This is a genomic window from Anaerofustis sp. LCP19S3_F7 (genome assembly GCF_052119445.1).
Lineage (GTDB): Bacteria > Bacillota > Clostridia > Eubacteriales > Anaerofustaceae > Anaerofustis > Anaerofustis butyriciformans.
In genome coordinates this window covers 1-24,925 of record NZ_JBQKFF010000011.1, presented here as the reverse complement: position 1 = coordinate 24,925, position 24,925 = coordinate 1, and the positions used below count along the sequence as shown (strand labels likewise).

The following is a 24,925-nucleotide window of genomic DNA, read 5'->3' as shown; positions in this document are numbered from 1 at the left end:
AGTAATGGTTAAAAGAAAACTAAATGTATTATTTGCAGCTTCTGAGGCTTATCCGTTTATGAAAACGGGTGGACTTGGAGATGTTGCAGGATCTTTGCCTAAAGCATTACAAAATGATGGGGTTGAGGTTCGTGTTATTGTTCCAAAATATAGAGATATTCCACAGGAATATAAAGATCAAATGGAGCATGTTTGTGATTTTTATATGCCTCTTGGGTGGAGAAATGTATTTTGCGGAATAGAAAAAATAACATATCAAGGCGTAATTTATTATTTTGTAGATAATGAATACTATTTTAACAGAGGAGGAGCATACGGTTATTTTGATGATGGGGAAAGAATAGCATTTTTCTCAAAAGCAATAGTGGAATGTTTACAGTATTTGCCTGATTTTAAATGTGATGTTCTACATTGTAATGATTGGCATACAGCGTTGGCTCCTGTATTCCTTCGTGAATTTTATAATGGTGTAGGAAATTATGATAATATAAAAACTGTATTTACAGTTCATAATTTAAAATTCCAAGGACAAATGTCTGATATGGTTCTTGGTGATATATTAGGTTTAGATAAAAATAAAGCAGCATCAGAACAATTAAGATGTGATTCTCAATCTATCAATTTCTTAAAAGGTGCTTTATGTTATAGTGATATTTTAACAACTGTAAGTGAAACATATGCCGGTGAAATACAAAGTGATTTCTTTGGAGAAAATATGCAAGATATTTTCAGAAGAAGAAGTAATGTTTTATATGGTATCGTAAATGGAATTGATGTTGATTTCTTTAATCCTGAAAAATCAACAAATATTGTTGCAAACTACTCTGCAGATGATTTAGCAGGAAAGAGAAAATGTAAAGAAGAACTTCAAAAAGAACTTGGTCTTGAAGTTAATGCTGATATTCCTTTAATTGTAATGATAGGAAGATTAACGCAACAAAAAGGTCTTGATTTAATTCAAAGAGTTTTAGATGAGCTAATGCAACAATCAGTTCAATTTGCAGTACTTGGTACGGGAGATTATGAATATGAAGAAATGTTTAAAGGTTTCTCTTATAAATATCCAGGTAAGGTAAGTGCAAATATCAGATTTAGCGAACCTTTAAGTCATAGATTATATTCAGGTGGAGATATGCTTCTAATGCCTTCATTATTTGAACCATGTGGATTATCTCAAATGATAGCAATGCACTTTGGAACACTTCCTATTGTTAGAGAAACAGGGGGACTTAAAGATACCGTAAAACCTTATAATATGTACACAGGTGAAGGAACTGGCTTTAGTTTTGCAAATTATAATGCTCATGAAATGTTGTTTACAATTAAAGCAGCAATAGATTTGTATTATAATAATAAAGATGCATGGACAAAGATGCAAAAAACTGCTATGAAAACAGACTTTAGTTGGAATGTAGCTGCTGATAAATATAAGAAATTATATGAACAACTTCATCCTGAAATTGAACCATATGTAGTTGAAAAAAAGGATGATAAAGTAGCTAAAGAAGAAAAAACTATAGAAAATAATGAAAAAAATGAAGAAACAGTTAAAGTAATTGAAGAAAAAAAAGAAGTAGTTAAAGAAGAAAAAGATACTGATACTAAAATGCAAGAATCAGTTGCAACTAAAAAAGCTGAAGAAGTAAAGCCAGAAGAAAAGAAAGAAACTAAAGTAGAAAATGAAGCAAAAAAAGCTTCATCTTCGACATCAAAAAAACAAACTTCGTCAGCAAGTAAAACTACTTCAAAACCTGCAAACAAAACAACAAGTAAAACTGCAGGAAAAACCAGAAAAACAGCTACAAAAAAGACAACTTCTTCAAGAAAGACAGTAAAAAAAGATAGTGATACTACAGCTAAGGCTAAAACTACCGCAAATAAAACTGTAAAAAAAGAAGACAGTAAAACTGCAAGTAAGGTAAATACAACTGAAAAAGACAATAATAAAAAATAGCAAAAGGGAAAATGAAATATGAAAGCATATCATAATTCTAGAGACGAAATTTATAGAAAACCATTCGGTGCCATCTGCATAGGTGGCACTGTTTCTGTTTGTTTAGACCTGTTTGAAGAAGAAAATGCAAAAGTTAAGTTAAGGGTATGGATAGACAAAAAGGGTGAAAGTATTTTTCAAATGCAAGAAGAAAAAATAGATGATTATGTAAGACATAGTTTCAATTTGAAATGTAATGAAGCGTGTATAATATGGTATAGTTTCATCATTGAAAAACAAGACGGAAACAAAGTTTATTATGGAGCAAAACAAGGAAGAACAGGAGGAGAAGGTGCATTATATTCTTATGAACCTCCTTCATTTCAAATTACAGTTTATAAAGAAAGAAAAGTTCCAAGTTGGTATAAAAACTCTGTGGTTTATCAAATTTTTCCTGATAGATTTAATAGGGGAAAAGATTTTGAAAAAAGAGTTAAAAACTTAGAAAAGAAAAGAAAAGGCCCAGAAAGAAAACTTGTATCTAGTTGGAATGATAAACCTAAATATGATAAAGATGAACAAGGAAGGATTAAAAGCTGGGAGTTTTATGGTGGAACATTACAAGGTATTGTAGAAAAGCTTGATTATTTAAAGAATTTAGGAATTACGTCAATATATTTGAATCCTATATTTTCTGCTGCAAGCAACCATAGGTATGATACTGCAGATTATAATCAAATTGATGAGCTTCTTGGTGATGAGGAAGATTTTAAATATTTATGTAAAGAGGCAGAAAAGAAAGGTATTTCCATTATTTTAGACGGGGTATTTAATCATACAGGATGTGATAGTATATATTTCAATAAATATGGAAATTATGATGAAAAAGGTGCATTCCAAGGAAAAGAATCTAAGTATTATGACTGGTTTAATTTTAAAGAAGACGGTACTTATGATTGTTGGTGGGGTGTGGATGATTTACCAAATGTAAATGAAAGCTGTGAAAGTTATCAAGAATTTATATATAAAAATGAAGACAGCATAGTAAAAAAATGGTTACAATTAGGAGCAAAAGGCTGGAGACTCGATGTTGCAGATGAACTTCCCGATGAATTTATAAAAGGAATAAAAAATGCCGTAATTGCACAAAAAGGTAATGATGGGGTACTTATGGGTGAAGTTTGGGAAGATGCAAGCAATAAAATAAGTTATGGAGAACTTAGAAAATACTTTCAAGGTGAAGAACTTGATTGTGTTATGAATTATGTGTTTAGAGATGGTATTGAGAACTTTATTTTAGGTAAAATCTCTGCTTATGATTTGGCAGAAAGTTTAATGAGTTTATATGAAAATTATCCAAAAGAGAATTTTTATTCCTCTTTAAACTTGCTTGGAAGTCACGATAGAATGCGTATAATGACACTTCTTGGAGATGCTGTTGATGCAAATACATTAAGTGAAGATGAAAAAAGAGAATATAGATTAAATGATCATCAAAGAGGTATAGCAAAAGGAAGATTATGGCTTGCTGTTTTAACACAAATGTTGATGCCTGGAGTTCCATGTATCTATTATGGAGATGAAGCAGGGCTTGAGGGATATTCTGATCCATATAACAGAGCTTCATTCCCATGGGAAAATATAGATATGGATAACCTTTCTATTTATAGAAATGCAATATCTCTTAGAAAAATTTATCCTGTGTTTATAAAGGGGGATTTTGATCCTGCTATATTTAATGATGATGTCTTTGGATTTTATAGAAAAAATGATAAATCAAAAGCTCTTTTATTAATTAACAGAAGTTTAGCAAATGTTTATGATATTAAATTAAAAGAAGATTGGAAAGCTAATGATATTGTAACAGGTGTTGATATGATTAAAGATGAACAAGGATATTATAATGTAACAATATATCCTTTAGGTTCGTCCGTAATTCATTTTAGAAATGACAATGCACTTTGCGCAGAAATAGAAAGAGGAAGCGGAGTATTATGTCATATAACTTCAATACCAGGAGGAACATTAGGTAAACCGGCAAAAGATTTTGTTGATTTTCTTGCAAGAGCAAAACAAAAATATTGGCAAATACTACCTGTTAATCCAACGGATACCTTTGGTTCACCATATTCCGGACAATCAGCATTTGCAGGAAATATTAATTTAACGAGTTATTCAATTTCAGAGCTTGAAAATAAATATAAACATTTTAATAAAAAAGATAGTGATTTTATTAATTTCAAAAAAGAAAATGATTATTGGCTTGATGCTTATGCGATGTATATGGCAATAAAGGATGTTGAAGGAAATTATGAAAATCATAAAAAATATTCTATAGATTTTTATAAAAATAAAAAGCTAGGAAAAAGAGCTGATTTTTACAAGTTTACTCAATTTGTTTTTGAACAAATGTGGCAGGATTTGCACAGTTATGCAAATGAAAAAGGAATAAAAATAATAGGTGATATGCCTATGTATGTTTCTGCTTCATCTTGTGATGTTTGGGCAGATCCAGAATATTTTACTGTAAATGAAAATGGAGAAATTGAAAAAGAAGCAGGAGTTCCGCCTGATTATTTTTCTAAAGAAGGTCAGCTTTGGGGTAATCCATTATATAACTGGGATAAAATAAAGGAAGATAATTATTCTTGGTGGCTAAAAAGATTAAAAAGAGCAATTTCACTTTATGATTTTACAAGATTAGATCATTTTAGAGGATTTGAGGCTTATTGGTCTGTTCCAAAAGGAGAAAAGGCTATAAAAGGTGAATGGATACTTGGTGTCGGAACTGAGGTATTTGAAAAGGCTTATGAAGAATTTGGAGCATTACCGTTTATTGCTGAAGATCTTGGAACGATTACTCCTGGAGTAAGAGCTTTACTTGAAAAAACAGGTTTCCCTGGAGCAGATGTTATTCAGTTTTATGATAAAGATCCAGAAAATTATATTCCGCCTTTAAATAAGATAGCTTATAGCGGAACGCACGATAATCAAACTCTTAGAGGCTGGTGTATAGACAGATATTTTGGCGGTGAAGAAAATGATGAAAATAAAAAATATATTGATGAAAAGATAGAAATATTAAAAGATAAATTATATTCTTGCCGAAGCAATATTGTTATAATGCCTCTTCAAGATGTGTTGAATTTAGGGGATGAATCGAGAATGAATAAACCTGGAACAGTTGATGAGAACTGGAAATGGCAGGCTTTAAAAGAACAATTAGAAGGTTATGATGAGAAGTTAAGAATTTTAACAGAAAAAAATAACAGATAAAAAAATACCCATATGGGTATTTTTTTATATTAATATTAATTTTGCAGCCCCACAAATTCCGGCATCGTTACCCAAACTTGCAAGTTCAAACTTTATATTTCTGTTTGCAAAATATGCTTTTTTGTCAAAATATTTCTTTACATATTCTATTATAACATTTCCTGCTTTTGACACGCCTCCGCCTATTAAAATAATTTCAGGGTCAATTATTACTGCAATATTTGCAATTGCGTATCCTAAGTATTTACCAAACTCTTCAATAACTTCTTTTGCTATTTCATCGCCATCTTTTAAGGCATCAAAAACATCTTTTGAAGTTATATCATCTTTATTAAGAATACTTTTTTTATTTGTTTTTTCTAACTTATTTTTAGCTAAATTTACAATTCCTCTTGCGGAAGCATATTGTTCAAGACAACCTTGACCTTTACAACCACAGTGTTTATCTTCGTTATAATTAACTTTCAAATGTCCAATTTCACCGCCTGCACCATTTGAACCAATAAGAGGTTTACCGTTTATTATTATTCCGCCTCCGACACCAGTGCCTAAAGTTATCATTATCAAGTTATTATAATTTTTACCTGAACCTAACCACATTTCACCTAAAGCTGCCATGTTTGCATCGTTTCCTGTCTTTATTTTAAATCCTGTTAGTTCATGTAATTCTTTGATAACCTCTTTATACTTCCAATTAAGATTTGCTGAACCTCTTACAATACCTTCTTCTTTTATTGGAGCGGGAACCCCAACTCCTGCGCCTAAAATATCTTTTTTATTTATTTGTTTTTCATTAATTTTATCTAAAAGAGATTTTGAAATATCAGGTAAAATATATTTACCTCCTTCTTGTTTACGTGTTGGAATTTCCCATTTATCAACTATCGTTCCATTATCTTGAAATAAACCTATTTTTACGGTTGTTCCACCTATATCTACACCAAAGCAGTAATTCATTTTTTCTCCTATCTAAATATTATTTTTAATTAAATATTTTAGTCCAAATGCCATTACTTTAGAGTCTTTTATTTCACCATTTAAAATCATATTTTTTAATTCTTTTTTTGAAACTTTTACTATATTTATAAATTCATCTTCATCTAAATCTTGTTTTTCCTTAACTTCTAAATCGTCACAAATAAAATAATAAATAACCTCATCAGAATATCCGCTTGCAGGATAAGTTTCTCCAAAAGGTTTTATATTTTTTGCTATGTATCCTGTTTCTTCTCGAAGTTCTCTTAACGCAGCTTGTTTTATGTCTTCTCCTTTTTCAAGTTTTCCTCCCGGAAACTCAAGCGTTTCTGATTTTACAGCTTGTCTGTATTGTTTTATTAAAATTATTTCTCCTTCTTTTGTTATGGGAATGATTGAAACAGCACCGTTAGTTTTTATTATTTGTCTTTTTGCAGTTTCGTTATTTGGAAGTAAAACTTCTTCTTGAGCTATATCAAATACCATGCCTTTAAATACTATATCACTCGAAATTGTTTTTTCTTTTAAATCCATTTTATTCTCCTTTACTTTTAAATTATACTATAAAAATAGTAATTTATAAGAAGAAAATTAATAATAAAAAAGGTAAAAAGCTTAATTTAAGCTTTTTACCTTAGATGTTTTTATAAAGAAGAATCCGCCAATAACAAACATTACAGCAAGAATTCCAACTCCTGTATTAATGTTTCCGCTTATTTGGCTTACCAAAGATACCAAGAATGTTCCAAGTATTGAAGCACCTTTTCCGCAAATATCATATATTCCAAAATATTCACCTGATTTATTCTTTGGAATTATTGATGCAAAATATGAACGTGAAAGAGATTGAATTCCTCCTTGGAATGCTCCTACACAAATTGCAAGTATCCAAAATTGATATTGAAGTTTCATTGTCATTCCATATAAAACTATGAAGAAGTATGCTGTTATACATACTAATATTAATTTAAACACATCTGTTTTTGTGCTTAATTTACCAAAAAACAAAGCAGTAGGAAATGCGGCAATTTGTGTTACAAGTAAAGCTAGTAATAAACCTTCGGATTTTAAACCTAGAGCTGTACCATATGCAGTTGCCATATCTATTATTGTATATACACCGTCTATATAGAAGAAAAAGGCTATTAAGAAAAACAGTACTTTTTTATTTTTCTTTAGCTCGTTGAATATTTTAGATAACCTTATAAAACTTTCTTTTAATGGATGATGTGTTGGTTCAACATAATTTTTTTGTTTGTATTTTCTCCATAAAGGCATTGCAAATAGAATCCACCAAACAGCAGTGATTAAAAATGCCAAAAACATAGCGACTTGTATTGATAAACCGATTTTATCATAGAATAAAACTACTATAAGAGATAAAACAAATGGAATACAACTTCCAATATATCCCCAAGCATATCCACTTGCTGAAACTCTATTCATTTTTTCCGGGGTTGTAACATCGGTAAGCATTGAATCATAGAATACCAAGTTTATAGAATATGCTGATTTTGCAAGTACAAATAATAATAAAAACCATATCCATGATTGAATTATTCCAAGAAGAACACATCCAACTGATCCGATTAACAATGATACAGAAAATAGTTTCTTTTTCCATCCCGGAAAATCTGATATTGTTCCAAAAAATGGAGCAAGTAAAGCAACTATTATTGTTGATATTGTCGTTGCATATCCCCAGTATGCAAGGTAGTTTACTTCTGAGATACCTTGAGAGCTTGCAAGTTGGTTAAAATAAATAGGCATTATTGTTGTAATGAGCATTGTAAATGCAGAGTTTCCAACATCATATAAAACCCATTTCTTTTCTATTTCATTAAATTTCGATTTCATACTTTTCTTCTTCCTCCAATGATAAGACTAAAATGTCTTGCCAATTTTCGTTTGGTCCAAAAGTTTTGTCAAATGCTTTTGATAAAGAAGTATTATTATCCAATTTATCAATTAAAATATTTGTGTTTTCTATACACTTATTTATTGAGTTATTCATTATCTTTTCAAGTCTTAAATTACTGTCAAGGCAAAGTTTAATTGGTTCTTTTTGCATTCTTAATTTATTTTTACTTTTATATTGTCCGCCTATATGAAGAACGAAAGAAACAAGTTCTCTTTGCCATAAATGTGCTCCAAGTAAAAAACTATCATAAAAAGATATTGAATTTATAGAATGAAAAATTTCATCTGGAGTTATACCTTTATAAAAATCTGAAATTATTTTACTGTTTTCTTTACTAATATTTATCCAATTTAATCTTTGTTTTTTCTTTGGATCGATATTATTTTTTTTCATTAAATATCTCTCAAATTCCCATTCTATGTCATAATGAGTTACTTTACTTGTATATATTTTATTTTCTATGTATCCATGAGCATTACTATCAAAAGTAAAGTGACATAAAAAACCTAATAAATAAGATAAATATTTATTAAAATTTTCTTCTCCTATGGAATGTAGAGTATATATTGCACTGTTAAAAAATATACTTCCTTTTTCATCGTGCATATCATTTCCAAATTTTGTAACATTATTTGATTTTAAAGGTTTGTAATAAAATAATATATCAGGTCCTTGTAAACCTATATTAAATAAATCTTTGTTTTCAATTACTATATTTTTTATTTCTTTTGGATATTTGTCTAAAACTTTTTGTCCAAATATGTAGTGAGCTGTAATTCCAGGCAAAATAAAAACCTCCAAATGTTATATTTAATACTTTATCATAAACTAAAAACAGATTGTATATAAACTGAAAAAAATATTAATATTTTTCAAAAATTTTACATTATATATTTGTAATTATAAAAAAAACTAAAAATTTGTTTATATTTTAACTTAATCTAAATTTCATAATATTTTTCATCTTCTAATGGTAATACTAAAATATCCTGCCAATTTTCATTTGGTCCAAAAATTTTGTCAAATTCAATAGATAAAGGTTTATTGTATTTTAAATTAGAAATTAAATTATTTGTGTTTTCTATACATTTATTTATTGATTTATTCATTATTTTTTCAAGTCTTAAGTTGCTGTCAAAACATTTTTTATTTGGTCTTTTTTCCATTATCATTGGTTTCTTTTTTGTTTTCTTTATTATATGTAATGAAGTTAAAACAAAGTATCTTTTGATTGGGGTATAAGAGACCATTAAAGAATCATAAAGATGTATTTTATTAATACTATGATATATTTCATTAGGCGTAATATTTTTGAAAAAAGTTGAAATTATCTCACTGTCTTTTTTATTAATATTAATCCATTTTGTTCTATTGTGTCTTTTGGGAGTAATGTTGTTTTTATTCATTATATATCTTTCAAATTCCCATTCGATTGTATGATGATTTATTTTATCTGTTTTAATTTTTTTTTGAATATATCCATGAGCATTACTATCAAAAGTAAAATGACATATAAATCCTAATATATATGAAATATATGCTTCTTTATTTTCTACATTTTCTAAAGATTGTAAAGCATAATCAAATACTTCTTTACCTTTTAAACGGTGTACATATCTTGCACATTTTGTTACGTGATTTCTTTTAATCGGTTTATAATAAAATAATATATCTGGTCCCAATAAACCTATATCAAATAGGTTTTTATTTTTAAGAATTATTTGTTTAATATTTTCTGGATATTTTTCTAAGACCTTTTGACCAAAAATATAATGCGCTGTTAACCCCGGCAAAATAAACCTCCAAATATAATTATTTTAAGATGAAAAATAGTATAATTAGTGTTTTTAAATTTATTATGTTTATAAAAAAAATGTCGATATATGTTATATTATATAATAAATAAATAATTAATAAAATAATTTTAGGAGAATAAAATGGGTATATTACAAGGATTAAAAATTTTAGATTTTACAACACTTCTTCCCGGACCTTATGCAACACTACTTCTTGCGGATATGGGTGCAGAAGTATTAAAAATAAGCAGTAAAGATAGATTTGATTTGGTAACTCATTGGCCTCCGATTATTGAAGATTCAGATATTACTGCTTCTGCAGCATGGCTTGGAAGAAATAAAAAAAGTATATACTTAAATTTAAAAAAAGAAAAATCCATTGAAGCTGTAAAAAAATTAATAATGGAATATGATATTATTATTGAACAGTTTAGACCTGGTGTAATGAAAAAACTTGGACTGGATTATGATACTTTAAGTAAAATTAATCCAAAACTTATTTACTGTTCTTTAACCGGATACGGTCAAAGTGGTGAGTTAAAAGATAGAGCAGGTCATGATATAAATTATTTATCAAGAAGTGGTTTAATGGCTTCTTCAGGCAGGAAAAAATCAGGACCATCTCTTTACAATATGCAAGTTGCGGACCTTGCGTCGGGTTCTATGAATAGTGTTGCCTCAATTTTAGCGGCAGCGTATAATAGAGAAAAAAGAGGAATTGGAGAATATATAGACATATCAATGCTTGATGGTATGATACCTTTTAATACGATGGACGGAATTTCTTTTTTAACTTCAAATATAGCACCTAAAAGAGAAAGTCAAGTATTAAACGGGGGAGGTATATATGATTTTTACGAAACAAAAGACGGAGAATATATTAGTGTAGCAGCATTAGAACCAAAATTTTTCTATAATTTATGTATGGCTTTAGGATATGAAGATTGGGCTGATGGTAAAATTTTAAAAACAGATACAAAACTTGTAAAAGAAACATTAAAAGAGAAATTTAAAGAAAAGACAAAAAAAGAATGGAGTATATTTTTTAAAGACGTTGATGCGTGTGTTGAACCTGTAATGTCTTTAAATGAAACAAAAGAAGATAAACATCTACATCAAAGACAAATGTTTGTTGAAACTAAACTTCCTCATAAAAAAGAGATAAAAGTAAAACAGGTTGGGTGTCCGATTAAGTTTTTAAATAGTCCTGTTGAATATGAATATGCAGGATACCCAGAGGGATATCATACTAAAGATGTTTTAAATTATTTGGGATATACTGATGAAGATATTGAGGATATGATTTAAAAAGATATTGCTTTTGCAGTATCTTTTTTTATTTTATAAAAAATTTACAAACCTTTTACCGAAAAGGAAAGGTAACAATATTTTACATTATGATAAAATTTAAAATATTATATAAAAAGGAGATTAATGTTTTGGAATATCCTCAAATAGAAAAGTATGAATATAAAAGTCCAAGTTATGAACTAAAGAAAAGAGAAAATATTAATAAAAATATTGAAAAGCATTTAAATATAAGAAGATTTGTCTTGTCTGATGATAATAAATGTTTTAAATCTATAAAAGATAATAAAGATGAAATATCTTTAATTTTTACAGGTGATTTATTATGCTTAGAAAACATGATTGAAAAATATTCTAAAAAAGATGGTGGATATGATTTTTCATTATGTTTTAAATATGTTAAACCTATTTTTGAAAAAGCAGATTTTATTTGCGGAAATTTAGAAACCGTAATATCGCAAACAGCTTCTTACAGAGGTGAAATATTAACACATGAAGGACCGTATTATTGCAATGCCCCATATGAATATTTAGAGGCTCTTTCTTTATGTGGTTTTGATATGCTTACAACTGCAAACAATCATACTATTGATGCAGGTGTAAGAGGAATGGTAGATACAATTAACAATGTAAAAGATATTGGTATTATTCAAACAGGTACATTTTTAAAGAAAGAAGATAAATTTGTAATTGTTGATATATGTGGTATAAAAGTTGGTTTTACAGCCTTTTCAACTTCTTATAATAAAATGCAGCCTAACTTAAACAGACAAGGCAGAATAAACTTACTTAATACTTATACCCAAAATAGAGCTCAAAGTGTATTTGATAAAATGAAAGAAAGAGGAGCAGAAATAACAGTATGTTTTCCACATTGGGGAAAAGAATATACTTCTGAAATTACACAAAGACAATATTCAATGGCTGAAAACTTATCTAATATAGGCTATGACTTTATTGTAGGTTCTCATGCACATGTTATTCAAAAGTTTGAAAAAATAAATGATAAACCTGTACTTTTCTCTTTGGGAAATTTAATTTCACATTTAAACACTTTTGCTGATTCAAATTTTTCAGAGTACACACTTCTTTATAATTTAAAATTACGAAAAGAAAATGGAGAAATAAAATCAAAAATTGAATTTATACCATGTAAAATTGTAAAAAATTATAAGGGAATTCCATTTACTGTATTACCTATTGTAGAATCTTTGGGGCTTACGGAGGAAAAAGTTCTAATGCTTAAAAATACATATGAAGATGTAAGTAAACTTCTTGAAAATAACGAAATAATATTAAATACAAATATAGAAGTTTCTTCAAATTCAATAGATGATTTAAGAAAAAATGAAGATAAAGATATAAATGAAGTACTTAATATTTTAAAAGACAAAAAGAAAACTATAAGTAAAAACAGATCAGTAAAAATAAATATTCCTGAACTAAAAGAAAATGATAATTTTAATTATTATAAGGAAGAAAAAGAAGGAATATATGAAATATATGACGATTATGCTGTTCTTCATTCTTTTTTAAGTATGAGCAGTGTAGTTAAGCTAAGTAAAAATGTAGATGGTAAACCTGTATATTATGTAAACAATGATATAGAAAAAAATGATAGTACAAGACTAGTTTATTTGGGAAAACAAACAAACATAATAGGAAAAGAAGCTTTTAAAAATTTTACAAACTTAGAAAGTGTAAGATTTTTTGATGAAGTAATAAAGATAGAAGAAAACGCATTTGAAAATTGTATAAAAATGAGTGGCTTATGGCTTCCGGAGTCATTAAAATGTATTGAAAAAAATGTATTTTTAAATTGTGAAAATTTATTAAGTATTAAGATACCACCATCAGTTACAAGTATAGATAAAGATGCTTTTGTTGGATGTAATAATTTAACAATATATTGCGAAAAAGGAAGTTATGCAGATAAATTTGAAAATGAAAATAGAATATGTGTTAAATATATGCCTTTAATAACTAAAAAGGATAATAATATAAGTTTAAATAAAGAAATAGTAGGAACAATGAATGGACCTAATGATAAACATCCAGCTACTATTATTTCAACATGTTATATTTTAGGAACACCTCTTCCATATTATGCAAAATGTAAAAATCAACCTTCAAAATATATAAAATATAGAGCCTTTGATGGAACTCTTGAAAGTATAGTTAAATTACTTGGAAGTAAAATGCCTGAAATAGATAAAGAAGAACTTGAGAAGAAATATAAGGCTTTTAAAAGAAAATATAAATCAAAAAAAAAATTTAAAATATAACAATGTAAATTTTACTGTGTATTTTTGTGATTGGTTATTATATTGTAGACAAAGAGGATTTACTCATAACTGTTATTTTGATTATGAACTATATAATAAAGAACCTGAAATAAGAGATACTTTTTTAAACGAAGGATACAGAAAAAGAGTTCAAAAAGCTTGTAATAAAAAAGAATATAGAAAAATATTCTTGGATAAAGCATTGTTTAACGATACTTTTAAAAAGTATGTAAAAAGGGATTGGCTTGATGTAAGCTGTTGTTCTTTTGATGAATTTAATACTTTTATAAAAAAACATGAAGAATTTTTTGCAAAATCTGTAAGAGGAACTGGTGGAGCAGGTGCAAGAGTTATAAAAACAAATGATGATACAACACAAAATTTATTTGAACTTTGTAAAGAAGAAGGTTTGATAATTGAGGAAATAATTAAACAAAATAGTGAAATAGCAAAGTTTAATGAAAGTACATTAAATACTGTTAGAGTTTATACTTTAGTATGTGCCGATAATACAGCAAAAGTAATGGGTGCCGTTGCAAGATTCGGAAGAGCCGGAAATGTTATTGATAACTTTCATGGAGGTGGAGTTGCTGCAACAATAGATGTTGAGAGTGGAAAGGTTAACCAAGCAATAAATAGAGCTCATATAAGAACAGATATACATCCTGATTCTAAAGAAAAGATTTTAGGGTTTAAATATCCTTACTGGGATAAATTAAAAGAGGCAGTATGTGATGCTGCATTGAAAGTTCCTGAAATGAGACATATTGGTTGGGATGTATGTATTACGGAAAATGGAGATGTTGAATTTGTAGAGGGAAATGGTAAACCTAATTTCGATGTATTACAATCTCCAGACCAAATTGGGAAAAAACATATTTATGAAGATAAAATAAGAGAAATTGAAAATATAGAAGGAATAAATCCTATTGTTTATGACAAGATAATGATAAATACAAAAAATATGGAGATAGGGTTTATCAGAATGCTTCCAAGGAGATTAAAAAGGAAAATAAAAAGAATAATAAGTAGATAAAATAAAAAATATCCTAAATATATGTTTAGGATATTTTTTATTTAAAAGATTAAAGTAAAACCTTTATTTCTATTATGTAAATTAAATGTATAAATTATTTTTTTTGTTATTTTTATTGATATAATTAGCCTAAATTGCGATGAGGGGAAAAATGGTAGTTGTAATAAAATTAGGAAAGAAAATTATTAGTATAGTTTATTACTTTATAAAAAAATATAATCCAATAAAAGAAAACAAAGTTTTATTTTTAAGTAGACAGTCAAATACTTTAAGTTTAGATTTTTTATTATTAGAAAATGAACTTATTAATAAGACATCTAATAAAATTGAGATTAAATACATATGTAATAGATTAGATGATAGCAAAAAAGGAATAATTAAATTTATTATAGATTCTTTTAAAAGTATGTATCACCTTGCAACCAGTAAAGTTTGTGTATTAGATTCTTATTGGCCTATTGTTTCTATTTGTAAGCATAAAAAAGAATTAACAATAATACAGATGTGGCATTCGATAGGGAAAATAAAAAAGTCAGGTCATCAAACTATTGGTAAGCCTTCAGGAAGAAGTGAAGAAATCTCTAATCTTTTATGTATGCATCAAAATTATGACATAATTATTTCATCTGCAGAATCATGGAATCCATTTTATCTTCAATCTTTTAATACCAGTTTAGATAAACTTTATAATATAGGTCTTCCAAGAATAGATTATCTTTTGAGAACGAATGAATTTAATAAAGAAAGAATTTTAGATGAATATCCTTTTTTAAAAGAAAAAAAAGTAATTTTATATGCGCCTACTTTTAGAAGAAATATTATTCCCAAATGGGAAGAGCTTTTAGATTATATAGATTTTGATAAATATTTTTTAATTGTAAAAAGTCATCCAAATCAAAAAATAAATACAGATAATCCGAATATACTAACTTGTCCTGAATTTAGTGCAGTAAGACTTCTTTCTGTTTGTGAGTACTTAATTACAGATTATTCTGCAATTGCGGTAGAAGCAGCAATTTTAAATAAAAAAACTTACTATTATCTTTATGATTATGATGAATACATAATAAAAAATGGAGTTAATGTTGATCCATTTTATTCAATGCCGGGATGTGCTTTTAAAAATGCAAAAGATTTGATTATGGACTTGGAATCAGGTAATTACAATCAAAATTCTCTTGATAATTACAGAGAAAAATATTTGCCAAAAGAACTTGGAACATCTACTGCAAAACTTGCACAGTTAGTTTTAGATAAATTGTCATAGAAAAGAGAGAAATTATGTTTGAACTTGCGAAGAAAATTTTAAAAAAAGTAAAATTATTTGTTATATATTTTAAAAGAATTATATTTGTAAAAAATCATTTTAAATGCCCTTTTTATAAAAAAATAAGAGCAAATCTTACAAGAGGTTTTTTAGCAGATCAATGGATGCTATATGATTTAGATCACAATGATAAAAATGAGTATTTGTCTGAATTTGATTGGTACAGGTCAAGATATATAAATGAACCTTTTGATTTTATGTTTAATAATAAAATTGTAGCAAACGAAGTGTTGAAACAATATATTAAAGTTCCGGAAATTTATATGATAAAAAATAAAGGTGTTTTATCTATTTTTAATGATAGTGAAGTGGACTATGACTATGCATTAAGACTTCTTAAAGATCATAAAAAGTTATTTATAAAACCTTATGGAGCAGGAAAAGGAAAAGATGTTAATATTTTAACTTATGATAATGGTCATATTTTTGTAGATAGAAATGAATTAAATGAGAAACAGTTTGTTTCTTTTTTGGTTAAAAGGGATAATTGGATAATCGTGGAATGTATAAGTCAACATGAGTATGCAAATAAAATATATGATAAAACAGTAAATACAATAAGATTAATTACATTAAGAGATATTCATACCAAGAAAATAAAAATATTCTTTGCCGTACAAAGAATAGGAACAAAAAAGACAATACCTGTAGATAATGGAAGTAGAGGAGGACTTGTTTCAAAAATAGATTTAGAAACAGGAGAATTATCTGAGGCAAGATGTCTTCATAACTTAAATGTATATAAAATTCATCCTGACTCTAAGGCACCTATAGAAGGAGTTAAAATTCCTAATTGGCAAGAGTTAAAAAAAGAAATTTTAGAACTTGCAAATAAAATTCCATATATGCATTTTATAGCTTGGGATATTTTATTAACTATTGAAGGAATATGTATTATTGAAGCAAATACATCCTCAGGCGTAAATATTATACAGCTTTGGGGAGGGCAGAGAAATAACGAACTTGGTGATTTTTACAGATATCATAAAGTAATAAAATAGAGGTAATATATGAAGTATATAATAATGGCTGATGGTAAAGGTAAAAGATGGCATAATTACAAAAATATTCCCAAGCATTTTATAGAAGTAAATGGTGAAAAAATTATAGAAAGAACTGTAAGATTATTAAATGAATTTGATAAAGACAGTGAAGTAATAATAACTTCTCATGATGAAAGGTATGAAATAAAAGGTTCAAAAAGATATGAACCTAAACATAATATCTTAGAAATTGATAGATTTACAAGTGAACTTATAGAAGACAATATATGTTTTTTATACGGAGATACATATTATTCTGATAAGGCAATGGAAAAAATTATAAAAATAAATACAGATGATTTAATGTTTTTTGGTAATGGAAAATCTATTGTTGCAATTAAAATAAAAAAATCCAATGTATTTATTAAGCATGTTGAAAATGTAAGGAAATTATATTTAGAAGGCAAAATTGAAAAGTGTATAGGATGGCAGGTTTATCAATCATTTCAAGGTCTTTCTTTTGATGAAAAGGAAATAAAAGATAAATATGTTTATATACATGATGATACGCAGGATTTTAATTCACCAAAAGATTATGAGAAGAATAAGGGGGTACTTATATAATGTCCTTTAATGACATAAAGAAATACGGATTAAATATTTTAGCTTTTCCAAAAACTTCAAAAGGTTTTACAGGTGTAGAAGCAAGAAAATGGGTACGAGGAGTATATAGAAGTTATTTAAAAGATAAGGATTATTCTTTTAAAGAAACAAGATGGGCAGTAAAAAGAGGATTTTTACCTGAACAGGTGAGAAGTTTAAATATAAGCGAAGAAAATTATAAGGATATTATATCTGCAAAGGATTATGCTTTTTTAAGACCAATTAATGGAATATATGGTAAGTGGATATCAGATAAGGTAACTATTTATAATATTTTTAAACCATTTAGGGATAAAATGCCAAAATGTTTTTATCATATTACAAATAGATATAAGAATAAACTTATTATTCCTCTAAATATAAGTAATAAAAATGATACGTGGAAAGATGTAATTAATACGATAAAAACAGAGAAAAAGGTCAGATTGTATATTTCAAAAAGTTCTCAAAGGGATTTAATTGAATGCAAAAATGATAACTTTTATATAAATGGAAAAAACGTAAAAGAAAAAGAATTAATTGATTACATTTCAAAAATAAATAAAAGTGTTATTATTACTGAAGATTTAATTCCAAGAAAAGATTTTGAAGGAGGCTTAATAAATTTAATAGTATTTAACTCTAAAGGTGATAATCCTAAAATTGGAGATGCATATATTTCATTTGAAAAAAATAAATTTTTAAATAACAATATTGATATTTTAAAAAATACATCATTTAAAGAAGAGACAAACTTAAATGACGATGAAAATAACAATAATGATATTTTATTCAGATTGTATGAAGATGATTCTAATGATGAAGAATTAATGGAAATAGAAAATGAAGAATGGTATGAAAGTACTGTATATGCTTATATAAATACTATAGATGGTAAAATTTCAGATAGTGTAAGCATAAATAGAGGAAAAAGGATAAAGAAAACAACAAATCCAAATAATGATTATGCTATTCCAAGTAAAATTCCTTTTTGGAATGAGATTAAAGAAACCGTAAAAAATATAGGATATTTTGCTCCTGAACTTGAGTTTTTGGGTTTGAAAATAATGATAACAGATGATGGGTTTAAAATTATAAGTTGGGATGGTCATCCAGAATATCCTAAATCTGTACCTTTTAGTATTGAAACATCAAAATATTTAAAATATAAAGTTGAACAAAAAAGAAAAGCGTATAAAGGTTTATCGGTAAAAACAAAAAGGGGAATGAAGAAAGTTAAACTTAAAGTAAGAGCTACATATGCAAAACTATTTTTCCCAAAAGGTTTACTTCCTTATCTTTCAATAAAATTTCCCAAAGAGCAGTTAAAAGACTTTATTACAAATAAGGATACTACATTTAAAGAAAAAATGTGGGCAAAAAAACATGGTTTTATATCTTACAGAATACATCAATATGGAATAAATGATGAGAATTATAATAATTATATTTCTGATTTTGAGTATAGATGGTTAAGACATATAAATAATGAATACAGAAAATGGATGGAAGATAAAATAACCGTAAAGTATATTTGTTCTGATTATAATAATTGTTTTCCTGAATACTATTATCATATAATTCTTAAAAACGGAAACAATAAAGTTATTTCTATGATGGATTGTCCTGAAGGGTATTCAAATACTTTTGAAGATATTTTTAAACTTGTAAAAGAAAAAAAATCACTTGCTCTAAAACCCGATGAAGGTTCTCATGGTGACGGATTTTATAAATTTGAATATTTAGACGGTAAATACTATCTTAATCATGAACAAGCAAAAAAAGAAGATGTGCTTAATATTTTAAAAGATGTTAATAATCAATACTTAATAACGGAATATATAAATATGCATCCCGTAATAAAAAATATATATTCAGGTGCTGTTAATACAATAAGAATGATTGTATTTAAAAAAGATGGTAAAAATCCTGAAATAGGGAATGCTTATATGAGATTTGGATCTAAAAGAACCGGTGCCGTAGATAATATGGGAGCAGGGGGAATGTTTGCAAAAATTGATATTGAAACTGGAAAATTTTTTGATGCAAAAATTATTGAAGATAATGAAATAAAACCTTGTTTATATCATCCTGATACTAATGTAAAAATAGAAGGTTATCTACCAAACTGGGAAAAAGTAAAACAGACAGTTTTGGATGTTGCAAGAAATATTCCCGAACTTGAATATTTTGGATTTGACCTTGCAATAACCGAAAATGGAATAAAATTTCCGGAAATAAATAGGTTCCCTGATTACCCAGCTATTGAAAAATTATCTCCAAAAACAATGGATTATTTATTATATAAATTAAAAGAGAAAAAAATTTCTTATGGAGATGAGAATTTTAGAGGGAAATATAGTATAGTTAAACTTCCTATAAGGTAAAAAAGCTTCTTAATTGAAGCTTTTTTTAATTTAAAAGAATAATCATAAAATTTAAATATCCTGCAAAAGTAACCCATAAAAGATATGGAATTTGTAAATATCCTGAAATAGGATTAATGTTGTAAAAAGAAATGATCATTTTTAAAATAAAAAGCCAAATTATTATTAATACGATAAATGAAAGAACATAATTATTATAATTAAAGAATATTATACTCCATATAAAATTTAAAATTAGTTGAATAATATATATTTTTTGAGCATTTTCTTTTTCTTCTCCCTCTGAAAAGGATATAAGGTATGCACTGATTCCCATTAAAATAAATAATATCGTCCAAACAATTGGAAATATAAAACCTGGGGGAGATAACATAGGCAGGTTTAAATTTTTATATATATCCATACTGTTTTTTGTAAATAACGCCGATATTCCTCCAACAATAAGTGGAATTAAGATAGAGAATAAAAGTCTTTTAAAATTAATTTTCATTTACTACTCCTAAAGTTTATATAATTAATTTATGTCTAAATAAAAATAATATTACGATTACATTTAAAAAGGTGAAAATTATTAATTAAATTTTTCCTGAAATATGATATACTTTTATGGTATTTTGTAAAATAAGGAGGAATTTGTATGAGTGAAATCGCTTCTGATATAATGGCGGTTATTAGTGTAATCTTAAATGGATTACCACAAGGGTTGTTGGCTTTAACTTTTGGATTTGCATCTATTCCAACAGCTTTTGCTTTTTTTGTTGGTGCAATAGGTAACTTTATTACAGGTAGTGTTGCTCCTATTTCTTTTCAGGCAGAAACAATAACTTATGCCGGTACAATGGGTAAAGATAAAAAAGAAATGTGTTCTATGATATTTATCGGTGCGGCAATAATGGCTGTTATCGGACTTTGTGGAATGCTTACAAAAGTTGTTGATTTTATAGGGCCTGAAATAGCTGCAGGAATGATGGCAGGGGTAGGTTTAATGCTTGCTAAAGTTTCTGTTGATATGCTTAAGAAAGATAAAATTATAGGTATTGTTTCTTTAATTTCAGCAATTGTTACGTATGCCTTTTCACAAGATTTAGTTTATACTATAACAATTTCTGTAATATTATCTTGCATTGCTGCAAAGTTCTTTGTTAAAGATGCAAATGAAGAGATGTCTGTAGCAAAAGAAGATAAAATTGAAAGACAAAAACTTTCTTTTAATGCTAAAATACTAAGAGGTGCTCTTGGTATGGTATGTTTGAATATTGGTTCTAATATATCATTTGGTGCTATTACAGGAAGTATGGCAAATACAGAAGTAAATATTGACCATTTATCTGTAATTAGTTCTTTAGCTGATATGGTTTCATCTTTCTTTGGGGGTGCACCTGTTGAATCAATTATTTCTGCTACAGGAAGTGCGCCACACGCATTATGGGCTGGTATTGCAATGATGTTTGTAATGGGACTTATTTTAATTTTTGGACTTCTTCCTAAAATTGGTAAATATGTTCCTGCGTCATCTATTTGCGGTTTCTTATTTGTTCTTGGTGTATTTGTTACAGTTCCTGGTAACTGTGCAACTGCTGTTGCTACAACACCAATGGTAGGTGGAATTACTATGGCAGTAACTGCTGTAAGCGATCCTTTTATTGGAATGATTGCCGGTATTTTGGCAAGATTTATTTTTATTTAGTAGGTGAGAAATTAAAATGGAAAAAAAATATGAAATAAATATATGTGGTATTAAAAGACAACTTCCATATATACATATTGATGATAAAAAAGCATTTGCAAGTTTTGTTGTTTTAAGTGACAGTGAACTTATTGAAGTTGCAGCAAAAGAGTTGTTAAAGAAAATAGGGGATGTAGATATATTTGTAACAGCGGAAGCAAAAGGTATTGCTTTAACACATGAAATGACAAGACTTAGAGGTTTAAAAGAGTTTATTGTTGCTAGAAAAAGCGTTAAATCTTATATGAAAGATGTTGTAAGTGAATCTTTGGAATCAATAACAACTAAAGGTGTACAAAATTTATTTTTAGATGGTATTGATGCTTGCAAAATAAAAGATAGAAAAGTTTGTATTGTTGATGATGTTATTTCTACCGGTGAATCTTTAAAAGCTCTTGAAAACTTAGTTTTAAAAGCTGGAGCAAAGATTGTTTCAAAAGCTGCAATTTTGGCAGAAGGGGATGCTGCTGATAGAGACGATATAATTTTCTTACAAAAGTTACCTTTATTTAATATAAAAGATAATGGTGAATATGAAGAAATATAATAAAAAAGAGATATCGAAAGATATCTTTTTTTTATTTAAGTTTATAAACAAATCTTCCATTCTCTTTTTCTTTTATTAACATATTATTTTCCATCATAAAAGAGAGAATTGCAGTTGTGAAACTTACTTTATCTGTTACACCTAAACGGTTTTTAGAGAAAGGTTGGCTTACCTGAATGTTTTTTACTACTTCTTGAATTTCTTTTTTTGATAAAGGACCTTTTTGTTTGATTGCCTTTTTTATTTTTGAGACGGCTTTTGAATATAACATATTCATTAAATCTCTTTGTTGTCGAGATGCACGCCATAGCCCCCATCCGTAAATTAACATTGTTGCAACCATAAATAATAATATGTATGGTAGATAATGTAGTATTGACATTAATAAATCTCCTTCCAAGTTATAAAATTATGATTTTGAAGGATTTCCAAAAATTTAATTAATCTAGATAAGCTTTTTTCCATTTTTGGATAATGAGCATCTAATTTTTGTGATATTTGATAAACATTACTTTCACCATCAATATTAAGCCAAATAAAACTTCCATATTCATCTAGAGAGATGTTACTGGTTTTAGGTTTATGAAAAAATTTTTGAGCAATTTTATTATAAAAACCAACCCAGTCTTTTTTTATTATTACAATACCATTTTCATCTGTTTCATATTCCGTATTAGGATTTTTTAAAGGAATAAATTCCAGATAGTTATTTTTTTTATTAGATTTACTCATTTATGGATTCCTTTCTTTTTTAAAAAGATGTAACTTATTTTATAAGTTACATCTTTTTATTATTTAAAACATTTAAGCTTGTTCTTTTTTGTCTTTCTTTTTTAAACAAACCATTACAAGAGAAACAATTAATAGAGCGAATACTACTAAGCTTCCTATTTGACCGATGCTAAATGCTTTAGAAACATCGATTGCTTCTGCTTTGTTTAATACAGCAAGAACAGCAAGAACAACACCCATTAAACCTTCACCAGCGATTAAACCAGATGTATATAATGTACCACGTTCAACAGATTCTTTCTTTTCTTCTTCGCTTACTTTACGTTTATCCATAGCTAAACGAACAAGACCACCTGCCATGATACCAGCACTTAAGCTGAATGGTAAGTACATACCAACTGCAACAGGTAAAACAGGTACACCTAAGATTTCAATTACAATTGCAATCCCAGCACCTGCAAAGATTAAAGCCCAAGGTAATTGTGCATTCATAATACCTTCAACTATCATTTGCATCATAGTAGCTTGTGGTGCAGGGATTTCAGCAGAACCGTAACCCCATGCTGCATTTAATAGGTATAATACATAACCGATTGCAGCAGCTGAAGCGATAACACCGATGATTTCACCGATTTGTTGTTTCTTAGGAGTAGCACCAAGAATAAAACCTGTTTTTAAGTCTTGAGAACAGTCTCCGGCGATAGCTGCGATAACACAGATAATAGCACCGATAGCAATAGAACCAACCATACCATCAACACCTGTTGTTCCTGTAGCTTTAAGAAGAATAGTTGCAATAATTAATGTTGCAATAGCCATACCAGAAACAGGGTTGTTTGATGAACCGATAAGTCCAACCATTCTTGATGAAACAGTTGCAAAGAAGAAACCGAAGATCACAATGATTAATGCTCCAAGGAAGTTAACTGGGAATATTGGAAGTAACCAGATAGCAACAGCAATAATTAATAATAAAATTAATAATACTGGCATTGGTAAGTCGATTTCTGTACGAAGTGTATTTGAGCTTGTAGCTTTTTTACCCATACTCTTCATAGCTTGAGAGAATGTTTTAACAATTAAAGGTAAACTTTTGATTAAGCTTATAATACCACCTGTAGCAACCGCACCGGCACCGATGTATTTTACATATGTACCCCATAAGTCACTTGGTGCTAAAGATGAAATAACAACATCTCCAGGGAAGATTGTTGCATCAGCACCGAATAGAGCAATTATAGGCATGATTACAAACCATGATAATGTACCACCGGCAAGCATGTAGCTTGAAATTTTTGGACCACAGATATATCCAACACCTACTAATGCAGGAAGTACTTGGATACCAATTGCTGAACCTGCGTAACCTTTAATATCATATCCAATTTCACTTGGGAAAACTTTCATTCCATCAGCAATGAATTTATATAAAGCAGCAATACCAAGACCTGCAAATACAGTACTTGCTTTGCTTCCTCCTTCTTCTCCCGCAAGTAAAACTTCAGCACAAGCTGTTCCTTCTGGAAATGGTAATACTCCGTGTTCTTCAACAATTAAAGCTTGACGAAGTGGAACCATGAAAATTATCCCAAGGATACCACCAACAAGTGCAATAAGGAAAATTGTTATTATGCTTGGAGCAGATATAATACCTTCATTTGCCCATAAGAATAAGGCAGGTAATGTAAATATAGCTCCTGCGGCAACAGATTCACCGGCTGAACCAATTGTTTGAACCAAGTTGTTTTCAAGAATTGAATCACGGCGTAAAATAACTCTGATAATACCCATAGAAATAACTGCCGCTGGGATTGATGCAGAGATTGTCATACCAACTCTAAGACCTAGATAAGCATTTGCAGCACCAAATACTATTGCTAAAATAATACCAATAAGAATTGATGTAATTGTAAATTCAGGTGCAACCTTATCTGCTGGTATATACGGTTTAAAATCGTTATGTTTGTCAGACATAATTTAACCCCTTTCTTTTAATTTTATTATAGACAATCAAACTAAATTATATAATAAATTTACATAAAAGTAAATAT

At 28.1% G+C, this 24,925-nt stretch carries 19 protein-coding genes and 1 pseudogene; 11 read left to right on the top strand and 9 right to left on the bottom strand.

The window, feature by feature from the left end; all coding sequences use genetic code 11:
* Positions 1-4: 4 nt before the first annotated feature.
* A pseudogene (gene glgA / locus ACTQYZ_RS08925) lies at positions 5-1,441 on the top strand (glycogen synthase GlgA); the annotation flags it as partial.
* Positions 1,442-1,972: 531 nt separating this feature from the next.
* Complete coding sequence (locus ACTQYZ_RS08920; RefSeq protein WP_441021678.1) at positions 1,973-5,209, top strand: 4-alpha-glucanotransferase; 3,237 nt, start codon at positions 1,973-1,975, stop codon at positions 5,207-5,209.
* Between the two features lie 24 nt (positions 5,210-5,233).
* On the opposite strand, the gene ACTQYZ_RS08915 is transcribed toward ACTQYZ_RS08920, so the two are convergent.
* The 5 genes from ACTQYZ_RS08915 to ACTQYZ_RS08895 form a co-directional block, all read right to left on the bottom strand.
* Positions 5,234-6,166: an ROK family glucokinase gene (locus ACTQYZ_RS08915; RefSeq protein ID WP_441021676.1), complete on the bottom strand. Its 933-nt coding sequence runs from the start codon at positions 6,164-6,166 to the stop codon at positions 5,234-5,236.
* Positions 6,167-6,178: 12 nt separating this feature from the next.
* Positions 6,179-6,718 (bottom strand): NUDIX hydrolase, encoded by a 540-nt coding sequence (locus ACTQYZ_RS08910; protein ID WP_441021674.1) that lies wholly within the window; start codon positions 6,716-6,718, stop codon positions 6,179-6,181.
* 81 nt (positions 6,719-6,799) lie between these two features.
* The gene (locus ACTQYZ_RS08905; protein ID WP_441416443.1) at positions 6,800-8,041 is read right to left on the bottom strand and encodes an MFS transporter; all 1,242 of its coding nucleotides are present in this window, start codon (positions 8,039-8,041) and stop codon (positions 6,800-6,802) included.
* Positions 8,025-8,891, bottom strand: coding sequence for a zinc dependent phospholipase C family protein (locus ACTQYZ_RS08900; RefSeq protein WP_441416442.1), 867 nt, complete (start codon positions 8,889-8,891; stop codon positions 8,025-8,027). Before ACTQYZ_RS08900 ends, ACTQYZ_RS08905 begins: the two co-directional genes overlap by 17 nt.
* A gap of 155 nt (positions 8,892-9,046) precedes the next feature.
* On the bottom strand, positions 9,047-9,898 hold the full coding sequence (locus ACTQYZ_RS08895; protein ID WP_441021670.1) for a zinc dependent phospholipase C family protein: 852 nt from the start codon (positions 9,896-9,898) through the stop codon (positions 9,047-9,049).
* A 144-nt stretch (positions 9,899-10,042) separates the two neighbouring features.
* Between ACTQYZ_RS08895 and ACTQYZ_RS08890 the strand changes: the two genes are divergently transcribed.
* The 7 genes from ACTQYZ_RS08890 (at position 10,043) to ACTQYZ_RS08860 (ending at position 19,869) form a co-directional block, all read left to right on the top strand.
* Positions 10,043-11,209 carry a CaiB/BaiF CoA transferase family protein gene (locus ACTQYZ_RS08890; protein ID WP_441021668.1) on the top strand — a complete coding sequence of 389 codons (1,167 nt, stop codon included), beginning with the start codon at positions 10,043-10,045 and terminating at the stop codon, positions 11,207-11,209.
* A 131-nt stretch (positions 11,210-11,340) separates the two neighbouring features.
* On the top strand, positions 11,341-13,494 hold the full coding sequence (locus ACTQYZ_RS08885; protein WP_441416441.1) for a CapA family protein: 2,154 nt from the start codon (positions 11,341-11,343) through the stop codon (positions 13,492-13,494).
* The gene (locus tag ACTQYZ_RS08880; protein ID WP_441416440.1) at positions 13,433-14,530 is read left to right on the top strand and encodes a sugar-transfer associated ATP-grasp domain-containing protein; all 1,098 of its coding nucleotides are present in this window, start codon (positions 13,433-13,435) and stop codon (positions 14,528-14,530) included. Before ACTQYZ_RS08885 ends, ACTQYZ_RS08880 begins: the two co-directional genes overlap by 62 nt.
* Before the next feature lie 151 nt (positions 14,531-14,681).
* Positions 14,682-15,797 carry a CDP-glycerol glycerophosphotransferase family protein gene (locus ACTQYZ_RS08875; RefSeq protein ID WP_441021662.1) on the top strand — a complete coding sequence of 372 codons (1,116 nt, stop codon included), beginning with the start codon at positions 14,682-14,684 and terminating at the stop codon, positions 15,795-15,797.
* A 14-nt stretch (positions 15,798-15,811) separates the two neighbouring features.
* The gene (locus ACTQYZ_RS08870) at positions 15,812-16,858 is read left to right on the top strand and encodes a sugar-transfer associated ATP-grasp domain-containing protein (protein WP_441021661.1); all 1,047 of its coding nucleotides are present in this window, start codon (positions 15,812-15,814) and stop codon (positions 16,856-16,858) included.
* Positions 16,859-16,867: 9 nt separating this feature from the next.
* Complete coding sequence (locus ACTQYZ_RS08865) at positions 16,868-17,464, top strand: hypothetical protein (protein ID WP_441416439.1); 597 nt, start codon at positions 16,868-16,870, stop codon at positions 17,462-17,464.
* Complete coding sequence (locus tag ACTQYZ_RS08860; RefSeq protein WP_441021657.1) at positions 17,464-19,869, top strand: sugar-transfer associated ATP-grasp domain-containing protein; 2,406 nt, start codon at positions 17,464-17,466, stop codon at positions 19,867-19,869. The genes ACTQYZ_RS08865 and ACTQYZ_RS08860 overlap by 1 nt, the downstream gene beginning before the upstream one ends.
* Before the next feature lie 25 nt (positions 19,870-19,894).
* Here the strand turns inward: ACTQYZ_RS08860 and ACTQYZ_RS08855 are convergent, their stop codons facing one another.
* On the bottom strand, positions 19,895-20,359 hold the full coding sequence (locus tag ACTQYZ_RS08855) for a TspO/MBR family protein (protein WP_441416438.1): 465 nt from the start codon (positions 20,357-20,359) through the stop codon (positions 19,895-19,897).
* A gap of 147 nt (positions 20,360-20,506) precedes the next feature.
* Between ACTQYZ_RS08855 and ACTQYZ_RS08850 the strand changes: the two genes are divergently transcribed.
* Together ACTQYZ_RS08850 and ACTQYZ_RS08845 are read left to right on the top strand one after the other, a co-directional pair.
* The gene (locus ACTQYZ_RS08850) at positions 20,507-21,556 is read left to right on the top strand and encodes an NCS2 family permease (protein ID WP_441021653.1); all 1,050 of its coding nucleotides are present in this window, start codon (positions 20,507-20,509) and stop codon (positions 21,554-21,556) included.
* Between the two features lie 16 nt (positions 21,557-21,572).
* Complete coding sequence (locus tag ACTQYZ_RS08845; protein WP_329380644.1) at positions 21,573-22,142, top strand: phosphoribosyltransferase family protein; 570 nt, start codon at positions 21,573-21,575, stop codon at positions 22,140-22,142.
* Between the two features lie 31 nt (positions 22,143-22,173).
* Here the strand turns inward: ACTQYZ_RS08845 and ACTQYZ_RS08840 are convergent, their stop codons facing one another.
* The 3 genes from ACTQYZ_RS08840 to ACTQYZ_RS08830 form a co-directional block, all read right to left on the bottom strand.
* Positions 22,174-22,524, bottom strand: coding sequence for a hypothetical protein (locus ACTQYZ_RS08840; RefSeq protein WP_441021652.1), 351 nt, complete (start codon positions 22,522-22,524; stop codon positions 22,174-22,176).
* Positions 22,524-22,874, bottom strand: coding sequence for a PqqD family protein (locus ACTQYZ_RS08835; RefSeq protein ID WP_441021650.1), 351 nt, complete (start codon positions 22,872-22,874; stop codon positions 22,524-22,526). The genes ACTQYZ_RS08840 and ACTQYZ_RS08835 overlap by 1 nt, the downstream gene beginning before the upstream one ends.
* Before the next feature lie 72 nt (positions 22,875-22,946).
* A complete protein-coding gene (locus ACTQYZ_RS08830) occupies positions 22,947-24,848 on the bottom strand; it encodes an OPT family oligopeptide transporter (RefSeq protein WP_441021648.1) in 1,902 nt (633 codons plus the stop codon).
* Positions 24,849-24,925: the final 77 nt, after the last annotated feature.

Coding starts and splice junctions, on each gene's coding strand:
- ACTQYZ_RS08920 (WP_441021678.1), top strand. CDS start 1,973: ATGAAAGCATATCATAATTCTAGAGACGAAATTTATAGAAAACCATTC.
- ACTQYZ_RS08915 (WP_441021676.1), bottom strand. CDS start 6,166: ATGAATTACTGCTTTGGTGTAGATATAGGTGGAACAACCGTAAAAATA.
- ACTQYZ_RS08910 (WP_441021674.1), bottom strand. CDS start 6,718: ATGGATTTAAAAGAAAAAACAATTTCGAGTGATATAGTATTTAAAGGC.
- ACTQYZ_RS08905 (WP_441416443.1), bottom strand. CDS start 8,041: ATGAAATCGAAATTTAATGAAATAGAAAAGAAATGGGTTTTATATGAT.
- ACTQYZ_RS08890 (WP_441021668.1), top strand. CDS start 10,043: ATGGGTATATTACAAGGATTAAAAATTTTAGATTTTACAACACTTCTT.
- ACTQYZ_RS08875 (WP_441021662.1), top strand. CDS start 14,682: ATGGTAGTTGTAATAAAATTAGGAAAGAAAATTATTAGTATAGTTTAT.
- ACTQYZ_RS08870 (WP_441021661.1), top strand. CDS start 15,812: ATGTTTGAACTTGCGAAGAAAATTTTAAAAAAAGTAAAATTATTTGTT.
- ACTQYZ_RS08865 (WP_441416439.1), top strand. CDS start 16,868: ATGAAGTATATAATAATGGCTGATGGTAAAGGTAAAAGATGGCATAAT.
- ACTQYZ_RS08860 (WP_441021657.1), top strand. CDS start 17,464: ATGTCCTTTAATGACATAAAGAAATACGGATTAAATATTTTAGCTTTT.
- ACTQYZ_RS08855 (WP_441416438.1), bottom strand. CDS start 20,359: ATGAAAATTAATTTTAAAAGACTTTTATTCTCTATCTTAATTCCACTT.
- ACTQYZ_RS08850 (WP_441021653.1), top strand. CDS start 20,507: ATGAGTGAAATCGCTTCTGATATAATGGCGGTTATTAGTGTAATCTTA.
- ACTQYZ_RS08845 (WP_329380644.1), top strand. CDS start 21,573: ATGGAAAAAAAATATGAAATAAATATATGTGGTATTAAAAGACAACTT.
- ACTQYZ_RS08840 (WP_441021652.1), bottom strand. CDS start 22,524: ATGTCAATACTACATTATCTACCATACATATTATTATTTATGGTTGCA.
- ACTQYZ_RS08835 (WP_441021650.1), bottom strand. CDS start 22,874: ATGAGTAAATCTAATAAAAAAAATAACTATCTGGAATTTATTCCTTTA.
- ACTQYZ_RS08830 (WP_441021648.1), bottom strand. CDS start 24,848: ATGTCTGACAAACATAACGATTTTAAACCGTATATACCAGCAGATAAG.